The sequence below is a fragment of the Nocardioides sp. genome, assembly GCF_025964975.1.
In the GTDB taxonomy this organism is placed as follows: domain Bacteria; phylum Actinomycetota; class Actinomycetes; order Propionibacteriales; family Nocardioidaceae; genus Nocardioides.
The window spans coordinates 1-23,620 of record NZ_JAOPXV010000024.1; the positions used below are offsets into that span (position 1 = coordinate 1).

Sequence of the window (23,620 nt, forward strand, 5' to 3'; positions counted from 1 at the left end):
GCTGAGATGGCTGACATGCAGATCCAGAACCTGCGGGTCTACGAACGACGTGGCCTGCTGGCGCCGGCCCGCACCGCGGGTGGCACGCGCCTCTACAGCGTGGACGACATCGAGGTGCTCCAGCGCATCGGCTCCCTGCTCGAGCAGGGGCTCAACCTCGCCGGGATCGCCAAGGTGCTCGCCCTCGAGGAACAGGTCCGCGACATGAGCGAACGGCTGGGGGAGAGCCCGACTCAGACGTGACCGCTGAGCTGCGCGAGCCGGACGGCGAGGGCGTCGACCATCTCGCCCGCCTTCCTGGCCGAGATCGCGGCCTTGCGGTCCCCGCCCTGGCTGGACACCGGGAGTACGTCGATCGACAGCTTGGCGCCGCCGGCCAGCGCCCGGAGCTCGTCCACCTTGTCGCCGAACGGCGACCCGCTGCCCGGTGAGTAGTAGTGCAGGACCTCGTCCAGCTCGTCGGCATACAGGTCGGCCTTGGTCACCGCAATGACCAGCCACACCGGCTTGTCGCGGCGTACGGCCATCGAGGCGATGCGGTGCGAGGTGATGGCCCAGTCCTCGAGCTCGGCGACCAGCTGTTCGGCGCGGGTCGCTGTGGCGGCGCCAGTGGTCCCGCCCGTACGCCGCCCGGTGGCGTGGCCGTTGGCGACGACATGGATCACCCCGTCGACCGGCTCGTCGTGGAACACCTCGTCGAGGGCGCCGAGCCGCGTGGCGGCGTTGTCGCCCGGGACGACGAGGAAGCGGAAGCCGTGCAGCCGCGCCGAGCGCCGGGTGCGGCGCTCCATCACCGCCGAGCCCACCTCCGCGACGCTGTCGATCGAGGACCGCCGGGCGAGCCGGTCCGCCAGCTGGGTCTTGCCGACTCCCGTCATGCCGGTGACCGCGACCGTGGGGTAGCGGTGGCGGAAGAGACGTCCCACCCGCTCGGGCGCAGCGGCCAACCCGGTCAGCACGCCGCCGGCGATGGTCGCCCCGAGCGCGGTGCGGCCGGAACTGGGCAGGACGGATCGGATGCGGGTGGACTGTCGTGACACGGGGGCCTCCTCGGCGGTGCCGGAGTTGTGAGGTGCCGACTCCTGAGGGTGGACCCGTCGGCAAAGCCCACCCGCTGACGAGAAGCCTATGGCCCCGGGGGAGTCGTGGTCCGACGTCGTAGGGTCACCGCATGCCTCGCACAGCACTCGTCCTCGGCGGCGGCGGCCTGACCGGCATCGGCTGGGAGGCCGGGATCATCAAGGGGTTGGCCGACGAGGGTGTCGACCTGTCCACAGCAGACGTCGTGGTCGGGACGTCCGCCGGCGCCGTCGTAGGAGCGCTGATCACCACGCGCCCGGTGGACCAGGTCTACGAGGAGCAGGTCCAGCCGCCGAGCCGCGGGCTGGGCGCTCCCAACTACCGCCGCAGCATGATGCTGCCGCTGGTGCCGCCCATGCTCTTCCCCGGGGCCTCGCGCACCAAGCGCCGCCGGGTCGGAGCAGTGGCGCTGCGAGCCCATCCCCCCGGCGGCCACGAGCGGGTCGAGGTGATCCGGTCGCGGATCGGGGTGGAGGAGTGGCCCGACCGCGACCTGAGGATCACGGCCGTCAACGCCGAAACGGGTGAGTTCATCACCTTCACCCGCGACAGCGACGTCGACCTGGTGCACGCGGTGGCTGCCAGCTGCGCCGTACCCATCGTCTGGCCGGCCGTGTCCATCGACGACACCCCGTACATCGACGGCGGGATGCGCTCCACCGCCAACGCCGACGTCGCCAGCGATGCCACCGACGTCGTGGTGGTGCTCGCACCGCTCCCCCAGGCGGTGAGCCGCAGCGCTCGCATCTCCACCCAGCTGGGGCGTTGCCGTGCCGAGCGGTACGTCGTGGTCACCCCTGACAAGCAGTCACTGGCGTCCTTCGGATCCAACGTCCTCGATCCTGCGCGTCGCCCGGACGCGGCTCGCGAAGGGCGGAGGCAGGCCGCCGACGTGATCGACGAGATCCGCGCGGCCTGGCGCGCGGTCCCGCGCTAGGCGGAACCTTCCGGCGGCGCCGGCCTTCCCCGGACCCCGCACGCCACCGCACACTCAGGTCCACGAGCCAGCGGACGCGGGAGGCGCCCTGGCCACCATGATCGGTGAACACCGAGCAGGTGACCGGCCTCGCCCACGGCCTGCTCGCCGACGCCGACCGGATGGACGGCGTCTCCGGCCAGCTCCGGGGAGTGATCGGTGAGCTGTCGACGCGCGCCTGGTGGGGCCCTGAGCGCGCCAGCGGGCACGAGCACCCTGTCGGGCGCCCTGCCCAGCCTGCCGGGCACCGGCGCCGTCGGCGTCCCCACGGCGACGACGCCCCTCGCGACGCCCACGCCGGTCGGGACCCTGGCTCCTGGCAACCGCCCGGACCGCGACCTGCTGGAGCTGGCGACGGCGTCTACCCAGGCGGTCGGCTGGCTGATGCGGCCAGCCGCTACCGCGAGCTCACGGCCGGCGAGCTGCGCCAGCTGGGGGTCACGCAGCAGATGCTCCGCGACGACCGCACCGAGGACGGCCGCACCGTGGTGTCGTTCCGCGGCTCCGGCGGGCGCGGCCTCAAGGATTTCGGCCTCACCGACATCCCCAACGGGCTGCACCTCCCCTCGCCCCAGGGTGGGCAGGCCATCGCTCTGGCCCAGCGAGTCGCCGCGGGGGTGGGCGCGGGCAACCTGACCTTCACGGGCCACTCCCTCGGCGGACACCTCGCTGCGGCCGGGGCCGTCGCGACCGGCGCCCGCGCCGTCACCTTGAACTCGGCGAGGCTGGGCGACGCCGACTTCGCCCGTGCCCTCATCGCGAGCCGCCGCGGCGGCCGTCCGTCGCAAGATCAACGTGTCGGGCCAGATCCGCAGCTACTCGACGACCGGCGAGCCGCTCAACGTCGTGCAGTGGCTGCGCCTGGGCCCTCGTCCGCTGGGCGAGCAGGTGCCGATGACCGACCCGGTCCCGGGTTTCCCCAAGCGGCACGGCCCCGCCGGGCTGCTCGAGACCTACGACAGCACCTTCCGCCGTACGAGCGGCGGCCGCTGAGGTCAGCCCGAGCGTCGTGCCCGAAGCACGTGGTCGGAGTGATGGTGTGCCCCGGGGCCCTCCGGAGCCGTCCGGCCCCGCTTCTCGACCACGTCGATCTCCCACCCGTCGCGGTCGGTGAGGGCGGCGATGAGGTCCTTGTGTCGGACGTAGTCGTCGGGGTCGAAGCCGTGCTCGGCCGCGCGCTCGCGGTCGACGTGGGAATGGTGGACCACGAGCAGCAGCCCGCCCGGTGCCACGCGAGCCAGCAGCGTCTCGATGATCGTCCCGTCGCCACGCAGCAGCGCGGGGTAGAAGACGCTGACCAGGCCGTACGTCGAGGCGGCCGGCGAATTCTCCAGGTCCTCCAGCGCGATGGCGCGCCAGTCCACGGCGAGGCCGGCCGCCGCGGCTGCCCGCGAGGCGCGGTCGAGTGCCTTGGCGGAGACGTCGATGGCGGTGACCTGCCAGCCCCGCTCGGCCAGCCAGATGGCGTCCGCGCCCTCGCCGGCACCGACGTCCAGCGCCGTACCTGGCTCGAGGTTGCTCGCCTCCACCACGAGCTGCTCGTTGGCATGCCCGCTCCACAGCTGGCCGTCGCCGTAGCGCTCGTCCCAGTCCAGGCCGTGGGGGTTCTCGTGCTCGCTCATCTAATCTCCTGGGCCGCAGTCTGGCGCATCGGAGAGGTCCGCGTCAGGGGCCTCGCTTCAGGCCCGCGCGTAGATTGGGTCGCATGGAATTCAGATACCTCGGAAACAGCGGGCTCAAGATCTCGGAGATCACGTATGGCAACTGGCTGACCCACGGGTCGCAGGTGGAGAACGACATGGCCGCCCAGTGCGTCCGTGCCGCCCTCGACGAGGGGATCTCGACCTTCGACACCGCCGACGTCTATGCGAACACGAAGGCGGAGACCGTGCTGGGCGAGGCACTCAAGGGTGAGCGCCGCGAGTCCCTGGAGATCTTCACCAAGGTCTACTGGCCCACCGGTCCCGGCGGAAAGAACGACACCGGCCTCTCCCGCAAGCACATCATGGAGTCGATCAACGGCTCGCTGCAGCGCCTCCAGACCGACTACGTCGACCTCTACCAAGCCCACCGCTACGACACCGAGACGCCGCTCGAGGAGACGATGCAGGCCTTCGCCGACGTCGTCCGCCAGGGCAAGGCCCTCTACATCGGGGTCTCGGAGTGGACCGCCGACCAGATCCGCGCCGGCGTCGAGCTGGCGCGCGAGCTCAACATCCAGCTCATCTCCAGCCAGCCGCAGTACTCCATGCTCTGGCGCGTGATCGAGGACGAGGTCGTCGCGACCAGCGCGGAGCTCGGTGTCTCGCAGATCGTCTGGAGCCCCATCGCCCAGGGCGTGCTGTCCGGCAAGTACGTCCCCGGCCAGCCCCTCCCCGAGGGCTCGCGGGCCACGGACGAGAAGGGCGGTGCCGACATGATCAAGCGCTTCATGCGTGACGACGTCCTGACCAAGGTGCAGGACCTCAAGCCGATCGCCGACGACGCCGGTCTGACGATGGCCCAGCTGGCGATCGCCTGGGTGCTGCAGAACGACAACGTCGCCGCCGCCCTTGTCGGGGCCTCGCGTCCCGAGCAGGTCGCCGAGAACGTCAAGGCCGCCGGGGTCAAGCTCGACGCCGACGCGATGGCCGCGATCGACTCCGCGCTCGGTGATGTCATCGAGCGCGACCCGGGCAAGACCAAGGAGACATCCCCTCAGACGCGGGTGGTCTGACGATCCACTCGCCGCCCGGCCCGGTCGATCCGGTGCGCATCGCCGCCCTGCATGTCGCCAAGGCCACGCGGCTCCCGATGCGCAACGTCGACCGGGTCGAGGTCGAGGCGGGCAAGGGCATCGTCGGCGACCGCTACCACCGGACGCGGCACCGGCACGTGACGGGCATGTCACTCATTCCTCTCGGTGCGTGGGTTGGGTGCTGCGATCAGGTCGTCGATGCGGGCGATGCGCCCGCGCCAGACGGTTTCCAGCTCGGTGAGCATCGAGCCCGCGGAGCGGACGGCCTCCACGTCGCCGCTGGCGAGTGCCTCGCGACCGCTGCGTCGCTTGGAGATCAGGCCGGCGCGCTCCAGGACCGCGACGTGCTTCTGCACGGCCGCGAAGCTCATGTCGTAGGACGCGGCGAGCGTCGAGACCGAGTGTTCTCCGGTGAGCACTCGACGCAGGATGTCGCGCCGGGTGCGGTCGGCGAGCGCGTGGAACATGGTGTCTGCCTTGTCCTCGTTCTCGGTCATGGGAACAATATACAACCAAATGGTTGTACGTGGTCACGTCCCTCTCCTCACGGGTGGGTTCGGGCGAGGGCGCCCCCCGTAACGTGAGGAGAGACCTCGATGCCAGGAGAGCCCGCATGAAACCCACCGTGTCCCGCACCTTCACGACCACCGCAGCACCCGAGGCCGTCTTCGACTACCTCGCCGACTTCACCAACGCGGAGGAGTGGGACCCCGGCACCGTGTCGTGCGAGCGGACGTACGGCGGCGGGGAGGTAGGCACGATCTACCGCAACGTCTCCTCGTTCATGGGGCGGGAGACCCAGATCGCCTACAGCACCGTCGAGCTCGAGCGCCCCACGCGCATCCACTTCACCGGCCACAACGAGCAGTTCGACGGCCACGACGTGCTGGGGATCCGCGCCCACGGCCAGGGCTCGGAGGTCACCTACACCGCCGAGTTCTCCTTCAGTGGTGTCGCGCGCCTCGCCGTACCCCTCGTCAAGGCGTATCTCCCCCGTCTCGCGAACAAGACCGTCGACCAGCTCAAGACCTGCCTCGATCGGCTCCCGAGCGCACCGTGACCCACCACCGACACAGCAGCCGCCAGCCACTGGTGGCGCGGGCGCTCGACACCGCGATGGACCGCTCGATGGTGCTCGGCTACACCACGATCGGGCTACGCGTACGCCGTGCGCTGCCCGGGTGGCCGACCGATCCGCCGACGGGCGCCCTCGAGGGCAAGGACGTGCTCGTCACCGGTGCCAGCTCCGGCCTCGGGATCGCGACCGTCGAGGGACTGGCTGCCCTTGGCGCGAGGGTGCACCTCGTGGTGCGCGACGAGCCCAAGGGCGAACGCGTACGCGCCGAGATCGGGCAGCGGATGCCGGACGCCCAGCTGCGGGTCTGGCGGTGCGACGTGGGCGACCTCGACGACGTACGCCGCTTCGCTGGTGTGATCGGGAGTGAGCTGTCGTCGATCCACGCCGTCATCCACAACGCCGGCGTGATGCCCCCCGAGCGCACGGAGTCGGCCCAGGGCCATGAGCTGAGTATGGCCGTGCACGTGCTCGGACCGGTGGTGATGACCGAGGCGCTGCGCCCGCAGCTCGCCGGCGGACGGGTCGTCCTGGTCAGCAGCGGCGGCCTCTACGGCCAGGTGCTTCGGGCCGACGACCCCGGCTTCCTCGACGGCGACTACTCGCCGACGACGGCCTACGCACGGTCCAAGCGGATGCAGGTCGAGATGCTCCCCCTGCTGGCGGACCGGTGGTCGCTCGACAGTATCCACCTCTCCGCCATGCACCCCGGCTGGGCGGACACCCCCGGCGTGCAGGACTCGCTGCCGCGCTTCCGCGCGATCACGCGACCGGTGCTGCGGGACGACGCCCAGGGCGCCGACACCAGCGTCTGGCTCGCCGCAGTGGAGCCCGAGCCGCCGGCCGGGCGGTTCTGGCACGACCGGCGGGTCCGGCCGATCAACCTGGTGCCCACCACCCACGTCGGTCAGGACGGGCGGAGCGCCGCGTGGGCCTGGTTGACGCAGGCGGCTGGACTCGACCAGGGGTCGTAGGGCACAGGCCGCCGCGGAGGGGCTGGGCGCACTCATCGCGGGGGCCCGGTCTGCTTGCGGGTCAAGGTTCTTCGTGCCCGCCAGACTGTGGAGCGGGCGACCATGATGGCTAGTCGGCAACGAGGACGTCGGTAGCCGTCTTGACCCCTCGGCTGCTCAGGCTGACGGTGAATGTCACCCGCTGCCCCGCGCGCAAGGGCTGGTGGCCGTCAATGTTGGCGACCTCGACGTGGACGTCTTCGCCGCCATCGTCGGGGACGATGAATCCGAACCCGCGGACCTCGCTGAAGTACTTGACGGTCCCGACGGCGAGGTAGTTCGTCGTGCCAACAGTCGGGACGTCAACGAACTGAGAGACCGAGGCAGGCGCACGCTCCTCGTCCTCGGCGAACTCCGAGCTGCAGCCGCTGCCGAGAACGAGGAGCGTGACGGTCGCGATGGTGGGCGCTAGGCGCATGTTTCTCCTTGGTTGAGCTGTGACGCCACGGCCTACGCGATCCGGGCGTACTTGCTTTGGCAGAGCCAGTCGTGCATCCGGTCAGCGCTCGCTCCGAGGCGATGCGCGACCATCGCGTTGCGCGATCATCGCGTTGCGCGATCATCGCGTTGCGCGCCGACGTCGCGGGTCGGCCTCAAAGGCTGGTGATGAAGTTGAGGTCCTGCTGGGGTGAGAAACCGGGGAAGACCTGGGCGGTGGAGGCATTGAGCCGTCGGGTGACGACCTCGTTGAGCACGCCGCGGTAGTCGGTGGTGACCAGCAGGTCCGCGTCCGAGGTGTTCGTGAGGCGCGGCATCGCGCCGTAGTAGCCACCCTTGACGCCGGCGCCCATCACGAACATCACGTTGCCGTGCCCGTGGTCGAGCCCTTGGTTGGCGTTCTCGGTGACCCGGCGCCCGAACTCGCTGATGGTCACCAGCGTCACCTTGTCGGCCAGCGGGCCGAGGTCGGCGAAGAAGGCGCCGACGGAGCCGGCGAAGGCGTCGGCCATGTTCTTGAGGTTGCCGCTGTCCGGCCGGCCGATCCAGGTGTGGTGGTCCCAAGAGCCGTGGTCGACGGTGATGATCTCCGCGCCCACGTCGGCGCGGATGGTCCGGGCGCACGCGTGCAGGGCCCGCCCGAGGTCGTTGCTCGGGTAGACGGCGCCATTGGCGGGGGTCGTCGAGCTGGCCCGGACCGGGGCGAAGTCGGCGACCACGTCCAGCGCGGTGTCGACGCCGGTCGCCAGCTCGCCGCTCGACTCGCTCCACGCGGACAGCAGCGCCGCCCTGCGCGCTGCCTCCGAGGCGGCGTCGGAGGCGCCCGCGAGGCTGACCCCGTCCACCCCGGTGGTGACCAGGACTGGTTGCGGCCCGACCATGGCTGCGTCCGGGACGCCGCCGCCCAGCTGGATCGCCTCGATCGGTGAGCCGGGGCCGTCGCGACCGACGAGCCGGTTGAGCCACCCCACCCGCTCGGGAGAACCGGGATCGGCGTCCTCGACCTCCTCCATCGCCGCGAAGTGCGACCGGTTGGCCACGGGCAGGCCCGTCGCGTGGATCGCCGCGATCTTGTTGCCGTGCCACAGGGGCATCAACGGCGCGAGTGACGGGTGCAGGCCGAACATCGCGTCCTTGGCCAGCAGGCGGTCGCTGGGGACGCTGATCGAGGGGCGCGCCTGGTAGTAGACGGGGTCGGCGTGTGGGACGACGAGGCTGAGGCCGTCGGCAGCACCGCGCATGGAGAGCACCACCAGGACCCGCTCGGCCGGCGTTGCGGCGTACGCCGTCTGCACCAGCGTGGACCCGTGCGCGACCGTGAGCGCGGCCGCGCCACCGAGGACGAGGGAGCCGCGCAGGAATCCGCGTCTCGAGGTGCGGAGGTAGTCCTCGCAACAGGGCAGTTGTTCAGTCATGGTCAGCTCCGAGTCAGCGGTGAAGGTGGTCGGGGCTGTCGAGCAGCGTCGTCAGCAGCATCGGCATCTTCCAGCCCACGATGGCGTGCGTGGCAGTGATGGCGGCCTCCGCCTTGGTCCCGGTGGCCTGACAGGCAGCCTGCACCAGACGTGCCGGGGCAGGTGTCCCGAGCAGCTGCTTGCACAGGTGGTCGACCAGCGCGTCGAAGCGCATGCCAGGCGTCGGCACCCAGTCGACCGGGGCGCGGTAGACGATGTCCTGCTTCGGCCACCACCGACCGGCGGCTGAGTAGTGGAACTGGAAGGAGGCGAGCACGCGGGTGGCGGACGACCAGGAACGGTTGTCCTGCGGCTGGCCGTCGGGGCGTCCCCAGCTGAAGGGCGACTGCCCGATCGCGTCGGCCTGGTAGAGGATCGCGTTGGCCGCGGACGCGCCCGCCGTCGGGGGGAGCACCTGGGCGCCGAGGGCGCGGTACGTCGCAACGACGTCGTCGGTGGGAGTACGGACCTTGCGCCCGGCGGCCGCGCGGAACTCCGGGTGAGTAACCAGCGCGCGGAGCACGGGGTCGATCGCGGTCCCGCTCTCGAGGTAGACCTGCGTGAGGTCGGCGACGAGCTGGTCGGACGGCTGGTCGGAGACGAAGCGAACGGCGAGCTTGCGGGCGATCCGGGCTGCCGTCAGCGGGTGGTGGGCCAGGTAGGTGAGGTAGGCCTCCGCCACCGGACGACCGTCGGTGTTCGTGTTGGCGTGGGTGAAGCCCATGACCTGGACCGGCCCGACGTAGTGGCTGTTCTGGTCATAGGTGGCGTTCCAGGTGCGCCACATGTCCACGCGATATCCGGTGAGGATGCGGGCGGACGACTTCACGTCGTCCTCACTGAAGGTGCCACGACCGACGGTGTGCAGCTCGAGGAGCTCCCGTCCGAGGTTCTCGTTCGGGGCCCGCTCGGTCGAGGACGCGTTGTCCAGCGAGATGCCCATGGCGGGGTGGGTGATGGCCGCGACCAGCATCTGGTCGAAGCGTCCCAGCGCGTGGCTGCGCAGGAGCTTTCCGTAGGCGGCGCGGTAGGTGTAGACGCCGTCGTCATGGACTGGGACGTGCAGGTGGTTCTCCCAGAACTCGGTCATCATCTCGAGGACCTGGCGCTGCGAGGAGATCCGGCGGAGCAGGCACCAGCGGGCGTAGTTGCCCATCGCCGACCAGCCGCCCTCGATCCCGTCCTGGTCCCGCTGCGCGATGGTGGTGTGGTCGGCGTCGATCGAGACCCACCACCCCTGCATGGCGTCGGTCTCGGCGTCGGGGATCGAGGCGGGGTCGAGCTGTCGCTCGAACCACGCCTCGGGGCTGCCGGCCTCACGCATCGACTGGTGCAGGCCGGGCGTCACGCCGTAGGAGAAACGGTTGCCCAGGTGGAGCGACCAGGCGGTGGGCAGGGGGGAGGCGATGAAGTCCGGGTCACCGCTCGGTGGCGAGGGGGGCGGCGTGGTCGGCACCGGGGGCGGCGTCCGCGTCGGCACGGGGGCCGGGGCCGGCGTCTGGGTCGTCGGGCGCTTGTGGTGACGGTGCTTGCAGCGGTGCTTGTGCCGACACGTGTGTGTGCGGTGCTTCTCGCACCGATGGCGGTGCTGGCACACCTTGGCGTGCTTCGGTCCCCACGCGGCCTCAGCGGCCTCCGCAGGGCTGCCCGCCAGCAGAGGTGCGGCGCCCACGGCGGCCGCCAGTCCGGCAGCAGCCCGCCACGACAGGCCGCGCCGGGAGAACAGCGCTGGGGACGCGTCAGGGACCGTCGAGGGCTCGACGGGCGAGTCAGGGATCAGGCGATGGGACACGGACGCAGGCTCTCCGGAGAGGACGAGTGATGACCGGCTGACGGCGCGGTCGGCACCTCGCCGTCAAGAGGTTCTGTCAGGATGTCAGTGCACGACCCACCGCGTCGCCGAATGCCCAGATTGGTCCAGTCCAGTGCAGCCCGCGGTGTCGTAGGGTCGGCGAGGTGGACGCGCACCCCAGCGACGAGTGGCCAGACCCCGACCGCAGTGACGCGGAGGAGTGTCCGCCGTCGATCTTCCCCGGCGCCGGGCGCCGCGTCGACGAGGACGAGCGCCTGGCCGCTCTCGATGCCGAGTCGGCCGGCAACGCCGAGATCGGCGACATGGTCGACACCGATGAGATCGACTCGCGGGCGCACGACCGGCCCGCGGAGCAGGACTGAACCTCAGCCGGTGGCGCAGTCGGCCAGGATCGCGGCCAGCTCGGTCGGCCCGGTGAACATCGGCCAGTGTCCGGAGTCGATGTCGACGTAGTCCACCCGGCCGGCGATGAGCACGATGTCCGTACCTGCGTTCATGGTCAGTTCTCCTTGATTGCGAGTGTGTCCAGGTCTCGTTCGGCGTCGAGGCGGTGGTGCCATTCCTCGTTGAGGACGATGAGCAGGCACTGGCTGGGGGGGAACTCCTCGATCTGGGGCCAGCCGGGTTCGGTGCGGGCCACCGTCTAGTCGAGCTGCTCGTGGGTGAGCGCGGTGATGACGTCGCGCACCGTGGCCTGTCGCGTGCGGCGTACGGCGAGGACATCGTCCAGCGACGGCCGGGCGTCGCGGTCCCACGGGATCCCACCATCCGCCCGACCCAGGCCGCGCTGGCGAACCCCAGGTGGCGCAACGTCTCGATGAAGGACCACTCGTCCCCGACCCGCTCCACCGTGGTCGGGCGCATCTTCGCGCGCTCGGGCATCCGGCGGCCGAGCTCGGCCTCCAAGAGAGGTCCGATGTCGACGCCGTTGATCGTCACGTTCTCGATCTCCCCGGTGATCTCCACGTCGACCACCTGACATGTGCACGACTCGCCCAAGGAGTGCGTCGGCGTGGCGAGACCGAGCCTCGGTCGCGCCCCTGAGGGTGGATCGCCCTTGTCCGTCGACCGGCACCGAGGACAGGGTGGGGCCATGAGCAACCACGACGAAGGTGACTTCGGCCAGAGCGACCGGGACGCGGCGGAGCGGGCAACTGCCGAGATCAACCTCGAGGAGCCCAGTGCGACAGACGACGTGCCGTGGAGCCCGCCGGACCGCCAGCCCCGCGGCGCCGAGATGGCCGAGGTCGACGACGAGTCGCTCAGCATGCGCCTCATGCAGGAGGAGCCCGACCCCACCGCCCTGACCGAGGACGAGGGGCCGTTCGTGGGAGGCGATGATCCCGACGCCATCGCGGCGGACCAGGACGTGCTCGGCGGCGACCCCTACGACGAAGACCGGGTCAACCTCGACGACGAGCGCGGCCCGGAGGCCGCCGCGATGCACCTGGAGTGACGGTCGCGCGTGCGCTCAGCGCGCGACCTTCCAGGTGAAGTACGGCGACTCGATCGGACCCATCAGCCGGATCCAGGCGAGCATCATCGCCTCGGTGCCGCGCGCCGTCGTGATGTCACCGACGTCGATCACGTCCTGGTGACCGAGTGCGACCAGGAGCGAGATGACCTGCGCCTTGGCGGCGTCGTCGTTGCCGGAGACGAAGGTCGTGAAGTCACCGCCGTTGACCAACGTCGGGTCGACCATCGCCTCCGCCGTCATCGTGTTCAGCGACTTCACCACCCGCAGCGAGGGGAACTCGCGCTGGATCTGCTCGCCCAGCGAGTCGTCGTTGGCGACGAAGAGGGTGGGCAGCTCGCCGGTGAAGTCGAGCGGGTTCGCGACGTCGAGCAGCACCGTGTCGTCGGCGATGGCGGCCGCCCAGATGCCGGCGATCGCGCCGCGGCCGTGGAGCGCATTGACGACCAGGTCCGCCCCCGAGCTCGCCTCGGCGTAGGACCCGACGCTGACCTGGCCGTGGTCGGCCGACCCGACGAACGCGTCCAGGAGGTTCAGCTTCGCAGGAGCCTCGGAGGGGTCGCGGCTGCCGACGACGACGTCGTGCCCGAGTCGGGCCAACCCCACAGCGACGGCCCGACCGACCATGCCCGTGCCCAGAACTGCGATCTTCACGAGTGCTCCTTGACCTCGGCGAGTCGGCGGTGGAGCCGCTCGCGGACTTCGTCGGGCGAGTAGGCCCTCCGCTCACGTTCATGGCGCGCGGTGGCAGCACCTGTCACGACCGTGCCGACGACGCCGGCCAGGCCCAGCAGCTTCCACAACGCGAACCTCTTCGCCATGGGTCGGAGCATAAGGCGTCTCGAGGCACTCACCCGCCGGGACCAGCAACCGGTGCACACTGTGGCGCATGAGCGACCACCTGACCCTCGATCGAGCGGTCGACCTCACCCGCACCGGCGACCTCTGGCTGTTCCGGGGGCGTACGGCGGCGGACCGCGCGATCCGCACGCTGACCAACTCACCGGTCAACCACGTCGGGATGGCCGTGGTCATCGATGACCTCCCGCCGCTGATGTGGCACGCCGAGCTCTCGCGGGTGCTGACCGACGTGTGGACGGGTGGCCACCACCGCGGCGTACAGCTGCACGACCTGCGCGAGGCGGTCGACCGGTGGTCGGACACCTACGGGCAGCAGGCGTGGTTGAGGCAGCTCACCCCCGAGGTGGGTCGGCGGGAGGAGGACGCGCTGATGACGACCATCGCGCGCCTCGACGGGGTCTCCTTCCCCAGCACGGCCCGGCTCGCCGCCAGCTGGTTCCGGGGGCGGGACGCCTATGTGGCACCCAAGCGCCGGGGCCGCAAGATCCGGCCGGAACAGGCGTACTGCGCGGAGGTGGTCGCGACCACGCTGCAGGACATGGGCGTGCTGGCCCTCGACCGACGCTCGCAGTGGTTCGACCCCGGCACGTTCTGGTCGGGGGACTACCTGCCCCTGACGAAGGGGTGGGACTACGGCATCGAGGTCCAGGTCGGCGAGCCGCCCGGCGGACCGGTCCCGAGCGCGCGGCACCGTTGGCGCTGACGCGCTCATCCACAGCCGAGACAGGCCCCGGTTTCCGCGCGCCGCGGACGCGGAACCTTCTCTCCACCAGCCGTCAACGCAGTGGAGGAGAAACCATGACCACCCGACTCTGGGCGGAGTACGGCGCCATGACGCGCGCCGCCGCCGATCAGCGACACGCCCGCAACACCTTGATCAGGATCCAGCACGACCGGCGCGCGGCTGGCCTCGATCCCGACGCGCTCGGCAAGATCCTGCCCGCCCACGAGCTCGTCGCGACCTTCCGTCACGTGGACCGCGCCACCCGCGCCGGACTCTGGGACGCCGCTCAGCGCTGCGAGGACCTCAGCGACGGCGTCCGTGAGGTCCGCACCCTCTACCGCGCCATCGACGAGGCCGTGGCGGAGCGCTTCGCGGCCCTTCGGGGGGAGGTCCGATGAGCGCCCACGCCGCCACGTCGGGTGGCGTCGAGCTGCACCTCGGAGCACTGGGAGCTGAGATCGCAGCCGTCATGCGGCCCCTGCTCGCGCCGCTGGTGGAGAAGTGGGAGTGGGTCACGGGCGACGGCGAGCAGGTGCACGAGACGGCGCACCGCTGGCGATCGATGTCGGACGCCGTGACGGAGGTCGCCGACTGCCAACGCGCCTCGTCCGACCGGCTGGTCGGCGAGTGGGAGGGATGGGCATACCTAGCCTTTGACGACGCGGTCGACGAGGTGGTCCGCGACCTGAAGGAGGTGGCCGTGCGCACCAGGGAGGTTGCCGACCTCCTCGACCAAGCGGCTGTCGCGGTCCGCGAAGCCGAACGGATCGTCGCCGACCTGATCCGCGGGCTGATCGAGTGGGCGGCCGTCACGCTCGTGATCAGCGCGGCCGGGGCCGTCGTCACCCTGGGGGCGTCCGCTGCTGCAGGCGCTGCCGCGGCCGCTGCGAGGGCGGGCGTGGTCGGGGCGAGGATCGCCTCCGAGCTGGGCCGGCTCGCGCTCGAGCTGCGCAGGATCCAGCTGGTGCTCGGGGTCTACCAGACCTGGGTCAAAAGCCTGACGTTCGTCCAGCGACGGCTCGTGAATCAGGCCGAACGCATCGTGGTCGGGGATCTGTCCGGCCTCGACGCGAGCTTGATGGGGCCTGCGCTCGATCTCGCGGAGATCCGGGTCGCGCCCGAGCGCTGCTTCGAGGAGCCGGGCGCGGGCCCGAGGTGGTGATGGGCCGACGGCTGACCTAGTCGCCGCCGAACACCTCGGCGATGTGCACGAGCGCGTCCCCGGAGTTGACCAGGACCTGCTCGGTCCGCCCGATCACGATGCCGGTCCGGCTGGCGTGCACCAGTCGCAGGGTCTTGCCGAAGGAGTCGACGAGCGCGCCGAGACGGTCGCCCTCGGTGACGCGCTGGCCGAGCGTGGCGTCGAGGTCGAGGATGCCGGTCCGTCGCGCCCGGACCCAACCGCTGGCGCGCGACTCCACGGACGGGTCGGGCGTCGGCTCCTCGACCGGGTCCGTCATCCGGAGCGCGGCGAGCACGCGGCGTACGCCGATGACACCCGCATCGATGGCGTAGCGGTCGAAGCGCAGCGACTCGCCCGCCTCGTAGAGCAGCACCTTCGCTCCCCGCTCGCGGGCGGCGTGCCGGAGCGAGCCGTCGCGGATCCCGGCATGCAGCATGACCGGGGCGGCGAAGGCCTCGGCCAGCTCACGGGTCAGCGCGTCGTCGAGGTCGGCTCGGATCTGCGGCAGGTTGGAGCGGCGGTCGGAGCCCGTGTGCAGGTCGAGGCCCACCTCGCACTTCGCGACCACCTCGGTCATGAAGAGGTGGGCGATCCGGCCCGCGAGTGATCCACGCGCCGAGCCGGGGAACGACCGGTTCAGGTCGCGTCGGTCGGGTAGGTAGCGGTCGCTGGCCATGAAGCCCAGGACGTTGACGATGGGTACGGCGACGAGCGTGCCCCGGAACGTCCGCGGGTCGAGCCCGGAGAGCACCTGGCGGATGACCTCGATGCCGACGACCTCGTCGCCGTGGATGGCCGCGTTGAGCCACACCGTCGGACCGTCCTCACGCCCGTGCACGACCCGCACCGGAAGGCTGACGTCGGAGCCGGTCACCAGCCGGGTGATCGGCAGCTCGAGGTTGCGGATCGTGCCCGGGCGGATGCGCACGGAGCCGATGGCGAAGGACTCGCGTGCCACTAGGCGGCCCGCACGGGGTGGGTGGGGGCGGCGGAGGTCACGGTCGGAGGATATCGGTGAGCCCGGTCAGGGCCGTACGACGATGTTGCCCACCTTGCGTCCCGAGTCGGCGATCTCGTAGGCGCGCACGATGTCGTCGAGGGCGAGCACGTGCTGGTTGACGACGGTGAGTGTCCCGTCGGGGACCAGGTCGAGCAGCGCGGTGTAGTTCTCGGCGCGCTCCGCCGTCGTGCCGCCCTTGACGTTGCCGCGGGCGCGCAACGCCTCCCCGAGCGTGCCGGCGACCAGCAGCATCACCCCGTCGTCGGTCAGCAGCCGCCGACCGGCGTCGATCCCGATGTTGCCCACGGTGTCGATGACGACGTCGAACCTCATCTGTAGCCCGGCGACCGGGGTCAGGGCGTAGTCGACGACGTGGTCCGCGCCCAGCTCCTTGAGGAGCGTGGTGTTCGCTGCGCTGGTCACCGCCGTGACCTCGGCCCCGAAGTGCTTGGCCAGCTGGACCGCGTTGGTCCCGACTGCACCGGAGGCACCGTTGACGAGGACCGTCTGGCCCGCGCGTATGTGGCCGACGTCGCGCAGGAAGTGGAGCGCGGTCGAGCCGCCGAAGAGCAGGCCGGCGGCCTGCTCGTGCGTGACAGCGGCCGGCTTGTGCACGAGGCGCTTGGTCGACGCAGCGACGAGCTCCGCGTGTGCGCCGCCCGTGCCGGTCGAGCCGCAGACCTCGTCCCCGACCGCGAAGCCCTCCACGTCGGCGCCGACGGCCTCCACGACTCCGCTGGCGACCACCCCGCGAACCCCGCTCCGAGGACGGCGGAGACCGAAGATCAGCCGCGCGAGCACACCGTAGCCGTGGGGGAAGCGAGCCCCGCGGATCCGGGAGTCCGCAGCGGTGACCGCGCTCGCGTGGACGCGGATGAGCACCTGCTTCGCGCCCGGCACGGGGTCGGGGACCTCCTCGATGCGCACGACCTGCGGTGCGCCGTACTCGCGGTGGACTGCTGCCTTCATGAGATTCCCTTACAGCGTAAGTCATACAATGTAAGGCTGACCGTAGTCGCGTCGGGACAACTCCGCAAGAGGAGCACTGGGAACGGCTCAGATCCCGCGGTTGCGGCGGCGTACGGCGCGCTTGGGCCGGCCGCCGAGGTAGGAGCGCCGGGCGTCGACGAGATAGCCCTGGCGCAGCGCCTCGCGGCCGATCAGCATCCGGAAGCCCATCCGGTCGCGACTCGACAACGTCACCTCCGCGGTGATCGTGCGCTCCAGCAGCGTGAGCTCCATCAGCACGACGTAGCGCTCCTGGACGTGCCCGGTGGAGGACCGGACCTGCCGCTTGTCGTGGACGGGCAGCTCCACGTCGACGGAGTCCTCGGTGGAGCGCTGCCAGGGCTGAATCGAGAAACGGACCCAGGGCTGGCCGTCCCGCTCGAACTCGGTGACGTCGAAGGCGTGCAGGGCGCTCGACCTGGCGCCGGTGTCGAGCTTGGCCTTGATCCAGTCGACCTCGAGGCCCGGCAGGCTCACCCATTCGCGCCACCCGACCGTCGCCTGATCGGGACTGGTTGGATGGGGAACTGCCACCCCCCTATCCAATCAGGTGTGAACAGTGAAGCTCGCCATTCTCTCCCGCGCACCCCGCTCCTACAGCACGCAACGGCTGCGCACCGCCGCCCAGGACCGCGGGCACGAGGTGAAGGTGCTCAACACGCTGCGGTTCGGCATCGACCTGTCGGGCGACCACCCCGACCTGCAGTTCCGCGGCAAGCAGCTCTCCGACTACGACGCGATCCTGCCGCGCATCGGCAACTCGATCACCTACTTCGGCACCGCCGTGGTCAGGCAGTTCGAGCAGATGGATGTCTACACCCCCAACACGGCCTACGGGATCTCGAACTCCCGCGACAAGCTGCGGGCCTCGCAGATCCTCTCCAAGCACCAGATCGCGATGCCGGCCACGACGTTCGTGCGCGATCGCGCCGACGTGATCCCGGCCATCGAGCGCGTGGGGGGCGCGCCCGTGGTGATCAAGCTCCTGGAGGGCACCCAGGGCATCGGGGTCATCCTGGCGCCCGACATCAAGGTCGCTGAGGCGATCATCGAGACGCTGCAGAGCACCCGGCAGAACGTCCTGATCCAGCGCTTCGTCTCGGAGTCGAAGGGCCGCGACATCCGGGCCCTCGTCGTCGGTGACCAGGTCGTCGCCGCGATGCGCCGGGTGGCCAAGGGCGACGAGTTCCGCTCCAACGTCCACCGTGGCGGCACCGTCGAACCGGTCGAACTCGCCCAGGCCTTCGAGGAGGCAGCCGTCCGCTCAGCGCAGATCATGGGCCTGCGCGTCGCCGGGGTCGACATGCTCGAGGGCAACGACGGCCCGCTCGTGATGGAGGTCAACTCCTCACCCGGGCTCGAGGGCATCGAGACGGCCACCAAGCTCGACGTCGCCGGCGCGATCATCGACCACATCGACAACCAGGTCGCCTTCCCCCAGATCGACGTCCGTCAGCGCCTCAGCGTCTCGACCGGGTATGGCGTCGCGGAGCTGCTCGTCCACGGCGACGCCGACATCGTCGGCAAGACCCTCGGCGACTCCGGCCTGCGCGAGCGCGACATCAGCGTGCTGACCCTGCATCGCGGCCCTGCCGTCATCCCCAACCCGCGCGGCGACATGGTGCTGGAGCCGGAGGACCGGCTGCTGTGCTTCGGCAAGCTCGAGGAGATGCGCTCGATGATCCCGGCCCGCCGCAAGCGGGTCCGCAAGGTCAAGCGTCTGCCGAGGAATCCGATCCACGAGCAGGAGTGACGCGCGGGCACGCTGGAGCGGTGAGTGAGCCACCTTCCTGAGTCAGAAGATGTCGCTCACTCACCCCTGATCCAAGCAGCCGAGAGCATCCAGCTCCTCGCGTACGGCGACGCGGTCGGCCTCCGTCGGGCGGCCGGTGAGCATCGCGCCGAGCTCGGCTGACGGCAGGAGGGAGCCGACGAGGGCGGCGACCCGCTCTCCCGCCCTGGTCGTCGCGTCCTCGACCGCGCGCAGGATCGCGTCGGCGAGGTCGGCCGCCGGCATCGAGGTCGCGGTGGGCTCCAGGGTGAGCGCGATCGGCCGACCAGCGGCGTTGACGCGGACCCGGACGCGACCCTCGGCGGTGCGCGCCTCGGCGTACAAGCCGGTGAGCTCGTCCTGGAGCTGGGCGACCTCCTCGAGCCGGCGGGCGGCTTGCTCGCGGAGGTCGTCGAGCCAGGGCTCGGAGAGGGCATCGGTCATCGCAGTGCTCCGTTCGTCGGGTGTGGTGCCCGCACCCGTTCCCTCAGGCGTCTGCGACAACCCGTCCGGACCGCACCTGTGGACAACCCTCAGTAGCCGCTCTCGGGCTCGACCATCTCGGCGCGGACGCCCAGTAGCCGCACCGGGCGGTCGTCGGCGAGCGCATCGAAGAGGGCCAACGCGGTGTCCGCGACGAGGGCGGGGTCCATCGTCGGCCCGGCCAGCTTGCGGACCTTGGTGTGGGTGAAGAACGGCGCGAACCGCACCTTCAGGTGCACCCGCGTGGCCGCCCGACCCTCCTTGGCCAGGTCGTCGATGACCCGCTCGGCCAAGTCGCGCAGAGCTGCAGCGACCTCGTCACGGGTGGTGAGGTCGACCTGATAGGTCGTCTCCCGTCCGTGCGCCCGGGCGACCCAGGGCGTGTCGTCGGGCCACGACCTGCCCTCGCCCCGTCCCAGCCGGCCGAAGTGGGGCCCGGTGTTGGGCCCGAACGCCTCGATCAGGGGCTCGTCGGGACTCGAGGCCAGCTGGGCGACGGTGTCGAGCCCGATCGCCGCCAGCCGCTGGGCGATCTTGTTGCCCACCCCCCACAACGCGGTGGTCGGCCGGTGCCCCATGACGTCGAGCCAGTTGTCCCGGTGCAGGAAGTAGGTGCTCTGCGGCTTGCCGAAGTCGGTCGCGATCTTGGCGCGGACCAACGTGTCGCCGATCCCGATCGAGCAGTGCAGCCTGGTCCTGTCGAGCACCGCCGCCTGGATCGCCAGTGCGTCTCGTAGCGGATCGTCCGTCACGACGCCGACGAACGCCTCGTCCCAGCCGAGCACCTCGACGACGGCGCCCGGGTGCGCGCGCAGGGTCGCCATCACCTCGGCGGAGGCGGCCTCGTAGACCGGGAAGTCGACCGGCAGCAGGACGGCCTCGGGACAGCGGCGCACGGCGATCTTCAGCGCCAGCCCCGAGCGCACCCCTCGCTCGCGAGCCTCGTAGGACGCGGTCGAGACCACCGCGCGCTCGGTCGGGTCGCCGCGACCACCCACGACGACCGGCCGCCCCACCAGCTCGGGGCGACGCAGCAGCTCGACGGCGACGAGGAACTGGTCCATGTCGACGTGGAGCACCCAGCGGCGTGCAGTGGTCACCCGACCATGATGGCGTGTCCGCCGCAGCGCGGCACTGACCGACTGATCGGGCCCACACCCCTGACAGACTGGCGCGGTGATCGACCCCTTCCAGACGATCCTCGTCGTCGCCGCGCTGCTCCTGGCCGCCGTGACGGGTGCGTACGTCGCTCTCGACCGCAGCCCGGACAAGGTGCTGATCGCCGTGCTGGCCGTGCTCGAGCTCGCGCTGGTCGCCCAGGCCGTCGTCGCGATCGTCCAGCTCGCGCGGGGCAGCGACGCGGTGGGTGGGGGGATCACGTTCGTCGGCTACCTGCTCTCGATCCTTCTCGTCCTCCCCGCTGGCCTGCTCTGGTCGCTGGGGGAGCACAGCCGGGGAGCCACGGCGGTGCTGCTCGTCTCGCTGGTGACCGTCGCCTTCCTCGTCCTGAGACTGGTGCAGCTCAGTGCGGCCTGACGAACGGTCGACCGCCAGCGGGCTCGGCCGGGCCCTGGTCGCGATCTATGCGGTCTTCGCGCTCTCGGCGAGCGCCCGTTCGCTCGTCCAGCTGGCCACGAAGGCCGACCAGGCGCCGGTCGCCTACTCGTTGTCGGCCGTGGCCGGCCTGGTCTACGTGGCGGCGACGCTCGGCCTCGCCGAGGTGGGTCCGGCACCGCGCCGACTCGCCTGGGCGGCCGTCGGGTTCGAGCTCGTCGGCGTTCTCACGGTCGGGACCCTGACCGTGCTGGACCCCGAGCTCTTCCCGGACGCGACCGTCTGGTCGGCGTACGGGCAGGGCTATGGCTACCTGCCGTTGGTGCTGCCGTTCGTGGGGGTGGCCTGGCTGTTCAGGACCCGGTCGACGAGGTGAGTGATGGGCCCCATCGTGGATGGAGCCACGTCATCACTCGACTCGGGCGATCGCCGGGAACTCCTTCATGGCGTGGTCAGCGATCCGCTTCATCATGTAGGCGTCGATGCCGCCGCCGACGAAGCCGCCCGCGACCGGCAGGCCGCGGCCGAGCTTGCCCAGCGCCTTCGTGCCGACGCCGCGCATCAGGTTGAACCCGACCGCCTTGTTGACCACCATCAGCGCGGCCGGCGGCATGCCCCGCAGCGCGAAGGTGGCGAGGCGTCCGCCCCCGGTGGCCATCCCGGCTTTCTTGAGCACGTCCTCGGACTTGGAGCCGACCAACGTGAGCAGGACGGCCGTCCGCATGCGCTCGTCCTCGACGTCATAGCCCCGCAGCGTCGCGACCGCGCCGACCATCCGGGTGGCCTGGACGTAGAACTCGAACACGTTGGCAGGCAGCGCGACCGGCATCGTGACGAATCCGCCGAGCCCCGTGACGAAGCCACCGATGCCGCCGCGGAGCATGGTGCCCCGCGCGACTGCGTTGATCGCCTCCTCGGCGGTTCCCTTGTCGCGCAGAGCCTCCTGCGCCACCTGTGCGGCCGAGCTGAAGGGTCCGCGGCCGTCGAGACCGATGTCGAGGAGCATGTCGACGACCTTGCTGATCGCCTGGCTCGCGGCGCCCTCGTCGGCAGCCGGGTCGTTGGCCGCCTCCAGGGCCGACTTCGTCCTGGCGACCTGGTCGCGCTTCGGCTTGAAGAAATCGGTCAGGCCCATGTGCGCTCCCTGTGTGTGTGCCGGGGTATGGCGGCCGGCGCCGCGCTTTCTTGATCGCGATCCTTCCACGGCCGCCCGGCCCCGAACCCATCCAACGGGGGGGTGAGAGCGAGCTCTCGGTCTATCGGAAGTTGCGCAGCCGCAGGCTGTTGGTCACCACGAACACGCTGGAGAAAGCCATCGCGGCTCCGGCCAGCATCGGGTTGAGGAGGCCGGCGACAGCCAGCGGGATCGCGGCGAGGTTGTAGGCGAACGCCCAGAACAGATTGCCCTTGATGATCGCCAGGGTGCGCCGGGAGAGCCGGATCGCGTCACCCGCGACGCGGAGGTCGCCCCGCATCAGCGTCAGGTCGCTGGCCTCGATGGCGACGTCGGCTCCGGTGCCCATGGCCAGACCGAGGTCGGCCTGCGCGAGCGCTGCCGCGTCGTTGACCCCGTCGCCGACCATGGCGACGACGCGACCTGCGGCCTGGAGCTCCTTGATGGCCACGACCTTGCCCTCCGGCAGCACCCCGGCGATGACGGTGTCGATGCCCACGTCAGCGGCAATCTTCTCCGCCGCTGCCCGGTTGTCGCCGGTGAGCAGGACCGGCCTCAACCCGAGGCCCTTCAGCTCCTCGACGGCCTGTCTTGACGTGGGCTTCACGGCATCCGCCAGGACGACGATCGCGGTCGTACGTTCGTCCCAGCCCACCTCGATCGCGGTCGCGCCGTCGGCGTACGCGTCCTCGACGGCACTTCGCAGGACACTGTCCTTGTGGGGCGCCAGCTGGGGGCGGCGCGCGAAGACCCGCCGGCCGTCCACGGTGCCGGTGACCCCGACGCCGCCGGTGGCGACGAAATCGGTGACGGCGAGGTCCGAGGCGGCGTACGTCGCGATCGCGCGGGCGATCGGGTGCTCGGACGCGTGCTCAAGTGCACCCACCAGGTGGCGCACCTCGTCTGCGTCCACTCCCGCTGCGGTCGCCAGCGACACGACGCTCATCTGGCCCGTGGTGACGGTGCCGGTCTTGTCGAGCACGATCGTGTCGACGGCTCGGGTGGACTCGAGGACCTCGGGCCCGCGGATCACGATGCCGAGCTGGGCGCCGCGGCCGGTCCCGACGAGCAGCGCGGTCGGGGTCGCCAGCCCGAGGGCGCAGGGGCACGCCACGATGAGTACGGCGACCGCGGCCGTGAAGGCAGCGGGTGCCCCCGCTCCGTTGCCGAGCCAGAAGCCCAGCGTGGCGACGGCCAGCAGGAGCACCACGGGCACGAAGATCCCGGAGACCCGGTCGGCCAGCCGCTGCACGGGCGCCTTGCCGCTCTGCGCGTCCTCGACCAGGCGGGCCAGGCGTGCGAGCTGCGTGTCGGCCCCCACCCGCGTGGCACGGACGACGAGCCGTCCGCCCGCGTTGACGCTCGCCCCCACCACCGAGTCACCGACCCCCACCTCGACCGGGACGGGCTCGCCGGTCAGCAGGCTGAGGTCCACGGCGCTGCTGCCGGACTCGACGACGCCGTCCGTGGCGATGCGCTCGCCGGGGCGGACCACGAAGGTGTCGCCGACACTGAGGGAGTCGATCGGCACCCTTGCCTCGATCGGGGCACCGTCCGTGCCGTCACGAACGACGGCGACGTCCTTGGCGCCGAGCTCGAGCAGTCCCTTGAGCGCCGCACCCGACGCGCGCTTGGCGCGGTGCTCGAACCAGCGTCCGGCGAGCAGGAAGGTCGTGACCCCGGCGGCTGCCTCGAGGTAGATGTTGCCCGCGCCGTCGTTGCGCTCGATCGTGAGCTCGAAGGGATGGGTCATGCCCGGCTCGCCGGCGGTCCCGAGGAAGAGCGCGTAGACCGACCAGCCG

32 protein-coding genes and 1 pseudogene are annotated in these 23,620 nt (G+C 70.9%); 16 read left to right on the forward strand and 17 right to left on the reverse strand.

The annotated features are described in order from the left end of the window. The coding region (locus JWN68_RS01925) for a MerR family transcriptional regulator (protein ID WP_297733869.1) at nt 1–243 on the forward strand (243 nt) is incomplete at its 5' end. Here JWN68_RS01925 and JWN68_RS01930 read toward each other — a convergent pair. Next, nucleotides 234–1,040 (reverse strand): hypothetical protein, encoded by an 807-nt coding sequence (locus JWN68_RS01930; RefSeq protein WP_297733872.1) that lies wholly within the window; start codon nt 1,038–1,040, stop codon nt 234–236. The genes JWN68_RS01925 and JWN68_RS01930 overlap by 10 nt on opposite strands. Before the next feature lie 131 nt (nt 1,041–1,171). On the opposite strand from JWN68_RS01930, the gene JWN68_RS01935 reads away from it, so the two are divergent. Both JWN68_RS01935 and JWN68_RS01940 read left to right on the forward strand, forming a co-directional pair. Next, nucleotides 1,172–2,017: a patatin-like phospholipase family protein gene (locus tag JWN68_RS01935; protein WP_297733875.1), complete on the forward strand. Its 846-nt coding sequence runs from the start codon at nt 1,172–1,174 to the stop codon at nt 2,015–2,017. A 786-nt stretch (nt 2,018–2,803) separates the two neighbouring features. Continuing rightward, nucleotides 2,804–3,049, forward strand: a complete 246-nt coding sequence (locus tag JWN68_RS01940) for a hypothetical protein (protein WP_297733878.1) — start codon at nt 2,804–2,806, stop codon at nt 3,047–3,049. Between the two features lie 2 nt (nt 3,050–3,051). On the opposite strand, the gene JWN68_RS01945 is transcribed toward JWN68_RS01940, so the two are convergent. Continuing rightward, nucleotides 3,052–3,678 carry a class I SAM-dependent methyltransferase gene (locus tag JWN68_RS01945; RefSeq protein ID WP_297733881.1) on the reverse strand — a complete coding sequence of 209 codons (627 nt, stop codon included), beginning with the start codon at nt 3,676–3,678 and terminating at the stop codon, nt 3,052–3,054. Nucleotides 3,679–3,761: 83 nt separating this feature from the next. On the opposite strand from JWN68_RS01945, the gene JWN68_RS01950 reads away from it, so the two are divergent. After that, nucleotides 3,762–4,772: an aldo/keto reductase family protein gene (locus JWN68_RS01950; RefSeq protein WP_297733883.1), complete on the forward strand. Its 1,011-nt coding sequence runs from the start codon at nt 3,762–3,764 to the stop codon at nt 4,770–4,772. A 170-nt stretch (nt 4,773–4,942) separates the two neighbouring features. Here JWN68_RS01950 and JWN68_RS01955 read toward each other — a convergent pair whose 3' ends face one another. After that, nucleotides 4,943–5,290, reverse strand: a complete 348-nt coding sequence (locus tag JWN68_RS01955; RefSeq protein WP_297733885.1) for a metalloregulator ArsR/SmtB family transcription factor — start codon at nt 5,288–5,290, stop codon at nt 4,943–4,945. Nucleotides 5,291–5,406: 116 nt separating this feature from the next. On the opposite strand from JWN68_RS01955, the gene JWN68_RS01960 reads away from it, so the two are divergent. Further along, entirely contained in the window at nt 5,407–5,853 is a 447-nt protein-coding gene (locus JWN68_RS01960) for an SRPBCC family protein (protein ID WP_297733887.1), read from the forward strand. Further along, nucleotides 5,850–6,842, forward strand: coding sequence for an SDR family NAD(P)-dependent oxidoreductase (locus JWN68_RS01965; protein WP_297733889.1), 993 nt, complete (start codon nt 5,850–5,852; stop codon nt 6,840–6,842). Before JWN68_RS01960 ends, JWN68_RS01965 begins: the two co-directional genes overlap by 4 nt. A gap of 109 nt (nt 6,843–6,951) precedes the next feature. Here JWN68_RS01965 and JWN68_RS01970 read toward each other — a convergent pair whose 3' ends face one another. From JWN68_RS01970 to JWN68_RS01980, 3 genes are all read right to left on the reverse strand, one after another. Next, nucleotides 6,952–7,299: a cold shock domain-containing protein gene (locus JWN68_RS01970; protein ID WP_297733891.1), complete on the reverse strand. Its 348-nt coding sequence runs from the start codon at nt 7,297–7,299 to the stop codon at nt 6,952–6,954. Between the two features lie 175 nt (nt 7,300–7,474). Beyond that, complete coding sequence (locus tag JWN68_RS01975) at nt 7,475–8,734, reverse strand: DUF1501 domain-containing protein (RefSeq protein WP_297733894.1); 1,260 nt, start codon at nt 8,732–8,734, stop codon at nt 7,475–7,477. Nucleotides 8,735–8,747: 13 nt separating this feature from the next. Continuing rightward, the gene (locus JWN68_RS01980; RefSeq protein ID WP_297733897.1) at nt 8,748–10,565 is read right to left on the reverse strand and encodes a DUF1800 domain-containing protein; all 1,818 of its coding nucleotides are present in this window, start codon (nt 10,563–10,565) and stop codon (nt 8,748–8,750) included. A gap of 164 nt (nt 10,566–10,729) precedes the next feature. Between JWN68_RS01980 and JWN68_RS01985 the strand changes: the two genes are divergently transcribed. Next, on the forward strand, nt 10,730–10,948 hold the full coding sequence (locus JWN68_RS01985; RefSeq protein ID WP_297733900.1) for a hypothetical protein: 219 nt from the start codon (nt 10,730–10,732) through the stop codon (nt 10,946–10,948). A gap of 3 nt (nt 10,949–10,951) precedes the next feature. On the opposite strand, the gene JWN68_RS01990 is transcribed toward JWN68_RS01985, so the two are convergent. Further along, the gene (locus JWN68_RS01990) at nt 10,952–11,083 is read right to left on the reverse strand and encodes a hypothetical protein (RefSeq protein ID WP_297733903.1); all 132 of its coding nucleotides are present in this window, start codon (nt 11,081–11,083) and stop codon (nt 10,952–10,954) included. Between the two features lie 2 nt (nt 11,084–11,085). Then, nucleotides 11,086–11,226, reverse strand: coding sequence for a hypothetical protein (locus JWN68_RS01995; RefSeq protein ID WP_297733906.1), 141 nt, complete (start codon nt 11,224–11,226; stop codon nt 11,086–11,088). An 18-nt stretch (nt 11,227–11,244) separates the two neighbouring features. Here JWN68_RS01995 and JWN68_RS02000 point away from each other — a divergent pair, with 18 nt between their 5' ends. Beyond that, on the forward strand, nt 11,245–11,565 hold the full coding sequence (locus JWN68_RS02000; protein WP_297733908.1) for a hypothetical protein: 321 nt from the start codon (nt 11,245–11,247) through the stop codon (nt 11,563–11,565). A gap of 114 nt (nt 11,566–11,679) precedes the next feature. Further along, the gene (locus JWN68_RS02005) at nt 11,680–12,042 is read left to right on the forward strand and encodes a hypothetical protein (protein ID WP_297733910.1); all 363 of its coding nucleotides are present in this window, start codon (nt 11,680–11,682) and stop codon (nt 12,040–12,042) included. A gap of 15 nt (nt 12,043–12,057) precedes the next feature. Here JWN68_RS02005 and JWN68_RS02010 read toward each other — a convergent pair whose 3' ends face one another. Both JWN68_RS02010 and JWN68_RS02015 read right to left on the reverse strand, forming a co-directional pair. Then, nucleotides 12,058–12,714, reverse strand: a complete 657-nt coding sequence (locus JWN68_RS02010) for an NAD(P)-binding domain-containing protein (RefSeq protein ID WP_297733913.1) — start codon at nt 12,712–12,714, stop codon at nt 12,058–12,060. Then, nucleotides 12,711–12,881 (reverse strand): hypothetical protein, encoded by a 171-nt coding sequence (locus JWN68_RS02015; protein WP_297733915.1) that lies wholly within the window; start codon nt 12,879–12,881, stop codon nt 12,711–12,713. Before JWN68_RS02015 ends, JWN68_RS02010 begins: the two co-directional genes overlap by 4 nt. 68 nt (nt 12,882–12,949) lie before the next feature. Between JWN68_RS02015 and JWN68_RS02020 the strand changes: the two genes are divergently transcribed. From JWN68_RS02020 to JWN68_RS02030, 3 genes are all read left to right on the forward strand, one after another. Further along, nucleotides 12,950–13,624 (forward strand): hypothetical protein, encoded by a 675-nt coding sequence (locus tag JWN68_RS02020; RefSeq protein ID WP_297733918.1) that lies wholly within the window; start codon nt 12,950–12,952, stop codon nt 13,622–13,624. Between the two features lie 95 nt (nt 13,625–13,719). Continuing rightward, nucleotides 13,720–14,043, forward strand: a complete 324-nt coding sequence (locus JWN68_RS02025; protein ID WP_297733921.1) for a hypothetical protein — start codon at nt 13,720–13,722, stop codon at nt 14,041–14,043. After that, nucleotides 14,040–14,807 (forward strand): WXG100 family type VII secretion target, encoded by a 768-nt coding sequence (locus tag JWN68_RS02030; RefSeq protein WP_297733923.1) that lies wholly within the window; start codon nt 14,040–14,042, stop codon nt 14,805–14,807. Before JWN68_RS02025 ends, JWN68_RS02030 begins: the two co-directional genes overlap by 4 nt. A gap of 16 nt (nt 14,808–14,823) precedes the next feature. Here the strand turns inward: JWN68_RS02030 and JWN68_RS02035 are convergent, their stop codons facing one another. The 3 genes from JWN68_RS02035 to JWN68_RS02045 all read right to left on the reverse strand — a co-directional run bounded on the left by JWN68_RS02035 (nt 14,824) and on the right by JWN68_RS02045 (nt 17,370). Beyond that, nucleotides 14,824–15,756 (reverse strand): succinylglutamate desuccinylase/aspartoacylase family protein, encoded by a 933-nt coding sequence (locus JWN68_RS02035; RefSeq protein WP_297733927.1) that lies wholly within the window; start codon nt 15,754–15,756, stop codon nt 14,824–14,826. A gap of 96 nt (nt 15,757–15,852) precedes the next feature. Further along, the gene (locus JWN68_RS02040; RefSeq protein ID WP_297733930.1) at nt 15,853–16,797 is read right to left on the reverse strand and encodes an NAD(P)-dependent alcohol dehydrogenase; all 945 of its coding nucleotides are present in this window, start codon (nt 16,795–16,797) and stop codon (nt 15,853–15,855) included. An 87-nt stretch (nt 16,798–16,884) separates the two neighbouring features. Beyond that, entirely contained in the window at nt 16,885–17,370 is a 486-nt protein-coding gene (locus tag JWN68_RS02045) for a RimK/LysX family protein (protein ID WP_297733933.1), read from the reverse strand. A 25-nt stretch (nt 17,371–17,395) separates the two neighbouring features. On the opposite strand from JWN68_RS02045, the pseudogene JWN68_RS02050 reads away from it, so the two are divergent. Continuing rightward, nucleotides 17,396–18,256: pseudogene (locus JWN68_RS02050) on the forward strand (RimK family alpha-L-glutamate ligase); the annotation flags it as partial. A gap of 72 nt (nt 18,257–18,328) precedes the next feature. After that, a complete protein-coding gene (locus JWN68_RS19205; protein ID WP_366519722.1) occupies nt 18,329–18,589 on the forward strand; it encodes a TrkA C-terminal domain-containing protein in 261 nt (86 codons plus the stop codon). Nucleotides 18,590–18,649: 60 nt separating this feature from the next. Here JWN68_RS19205 and JWN68_RS02055 read toward each other — a convergent pair whose 3' ends face one another. Continuing rightward, the gene (locus tag JWN68_RS02055; RefSeq protein WP_297733939.1) at nt 18,650–19,051 is read right to left on the reverse strand and encodes a YbaB/EbfC family nucleoid-associated protein; all 402 of its coding nucleotides are present in this window, start codon (nt 19,049–19,051) and stop codon (nt 18,650–18,652) included. Nucleotides 19,052–19,140: 89 nt separating this feature from the next. Further along, nucleotides 19,141–20,190, reverse strand: a complete 1,050-nt coding sequence (locus JWN68_RS02060) for a DNA polymerase IV (RefSeq protein ID WP_297733942.1) — start codon at nt 20,188–20,190, stop codon at nt 19,141–19,143. A 76-nt stretch (nt 20,191–20,266) separates the two neighbouring features. Between JWN68_RS02060 and JWN68_RS02065 the strand changes: the two genes are divergently transcribed. After that, entirely contained in the window at nt 20,267–20,626 is a 360-nt protein-coding gene (locus JWN68_RS02065; protein WP_297733946.1) for a hypothetical protein, read from the forward strand. Next, on the forward strand, nt 20,616–21,020 hold the full coding sequence (locus tag JWN68_RS02070; protein WP_297733949.1) for a hypothetical protein: 405 nt from the start codon (nt 20,616–20,618) through the stop codon (nt 21,018–21,020). Before JWN68_RS02065 ends, JWN68_RS02070 begins: the two co-directional genes overlap by 11 nt. Before the next feature lie 33 nt (nt 21,021–21,053). Here the strand turns inward: JWN68_RS02070 and JWN68_RS02075 are convergent, their stop codons facing one another. Together JWN68_RS02075 and JWN68_RS02080 are read right to left on the reverse strand one after the other, a co-directional pair. Beyond that, nucleotides 21,054–21,779: an EcsC family protein gene (locus JWN68_RS02075; protein ID WP_297733952.1), complete on the reverse strand. Its 726-nt coding sequence runs from the start codon at nt 21,777–21,779 to the stop codon at nt 21,054–21,056. 121 nt (nt 21,780–21,900) lie between these two features. Further along, nucleotides 21,901–23,620, reverse strand: a 1,720-nt coding sequence (locus JWN68_RS02080) for a heavy metal translocating P-type ATPase (protein WP_297733955.1), incomplete at its 5' end; no start/stop codon positions are given.

What these genes read in the sequence shown, in the direction of transcription:
- JWN68_RS01945 (WP_297733881.1), bottom strand. Translation starts at nt 3,678, where the DNA reads ATGAGCGAGCACGAGAACCCCCACGGCCTGGACTGGGACGAGCGCTAC.
- JWN68_RS01970 (WP_297733891.1), bottom strand. Translation starts at nt 7,299, where the DNA reads ATGCGCCTAGCGCCCACCATCGCGACCGTCACGCTCCTCGTTCTCGGC.
- JWN68_RS02055 (WP_297733939.1), bottom strand. Translation starts at nt 19,051, where the DNA reads ATGACCGATGCCCTCTCCGAGCCCTGGCTCGACGACCTCCGCGAGCAA.
- JWN68_RS01955 (WP_297733885.1), bottom strand. Translation starts at nt 5,290, where the DNA reads ATGACCGAGAACGAGGACAAGGCAGACACCATGTTCCACGCGCTCGCC.
- JWN68_RS01960 (WP_297733887.1), top strand. Translation starts at nt 5,407, where the DNA reads ATGAAACCCACCGTGTCCCGCACCTTCACGACCACCGCAGCACCCGAG.
- JWN68_RS01975 (WP_297733894.1), bottom strand. Translation starts at nt 8,734, where the DNA reads ATGACTGAACAACTGCCCTGTTGCGAGGACTACCTCCGCACCTCGAGA.
- JWN68_RS02030 (WP_297733923.1), top strand. Translation starts at nt 14,040, where the DNA reads ATGAGCGCCCACGCCGCCACGTCGGGTGGCGTCGAGCTGCACCTCGGA.
- JWN68_RS02020 (WP_297733918.1), top strand. Translation starts at nt 12,950, where the DNA reads ATGAGCGACCACCTGACCCTCGATCGAGCGGTCGACCTCACCCGCACC.
- JWN68_RS01950 (WP_297733883.1), top strand. Translation starts at nt 3,762, where the DNA reads ATGGAATTCAGATACCTCGGAAACAGCGGGCTCAAGATCTCGGAGATC.
- JWN68_RS02005 (WP_297733910.1), top strand. Translation starts at nt 11,680, where the DNA reads ATGAGCAACCACGACGAAGGTGACTTCGGCCAGAGCGACCGGGACGCG.
- JWN68_RS02075 (WP_297733952.1), bottom strand. Translation starts at nt 21,779, where the DNA reads ATGGGCCTGACCGATTTCTTCAAGCCGAAGCGCGACCAGGTCGCCAGG.
- JWN68_RS02025 (WP_297733921.1), top strand. Translation starts at nt 13,720, where the DNA reads ATGACCACCCGACTCTGGGCGGAGTACGGCGCCATGACGCGCGCCGCC.
- JWN68_RS01935 (WP_297733875.1), top strand. Translation starts at nt 1,172, where the DNA reads ATGCCTCGCACAGCACTCGTCCTCGGCGGCGGCGGCCTGACCGGCATC.
- JWN68_RS02015 (WP_297733915.1), bottom strand. Translation starts at nt 12,881, where the DNA reads ATGGCGAAGAGGTTCGCGTTGTGGAAGCTGCTGGGCCTGGCCGGCGTC.
- JWN68_RS02040 (WP_297733930.1), bottom strand. Translation starts at nt 16,797, where the DNA reads ATGAAGGCAGCAGTCCACCGCGAGTACGGCGCACCGCAGGTCGTGCGC.
- JWN68_RS01990 (WP_297733903.1), bottom strand. Translation starts at nt 11,083, where the DNA reads ATGAACGCAGGTACGGACATCGTGCTCATCGCCGGCCGGGTGGACTAC.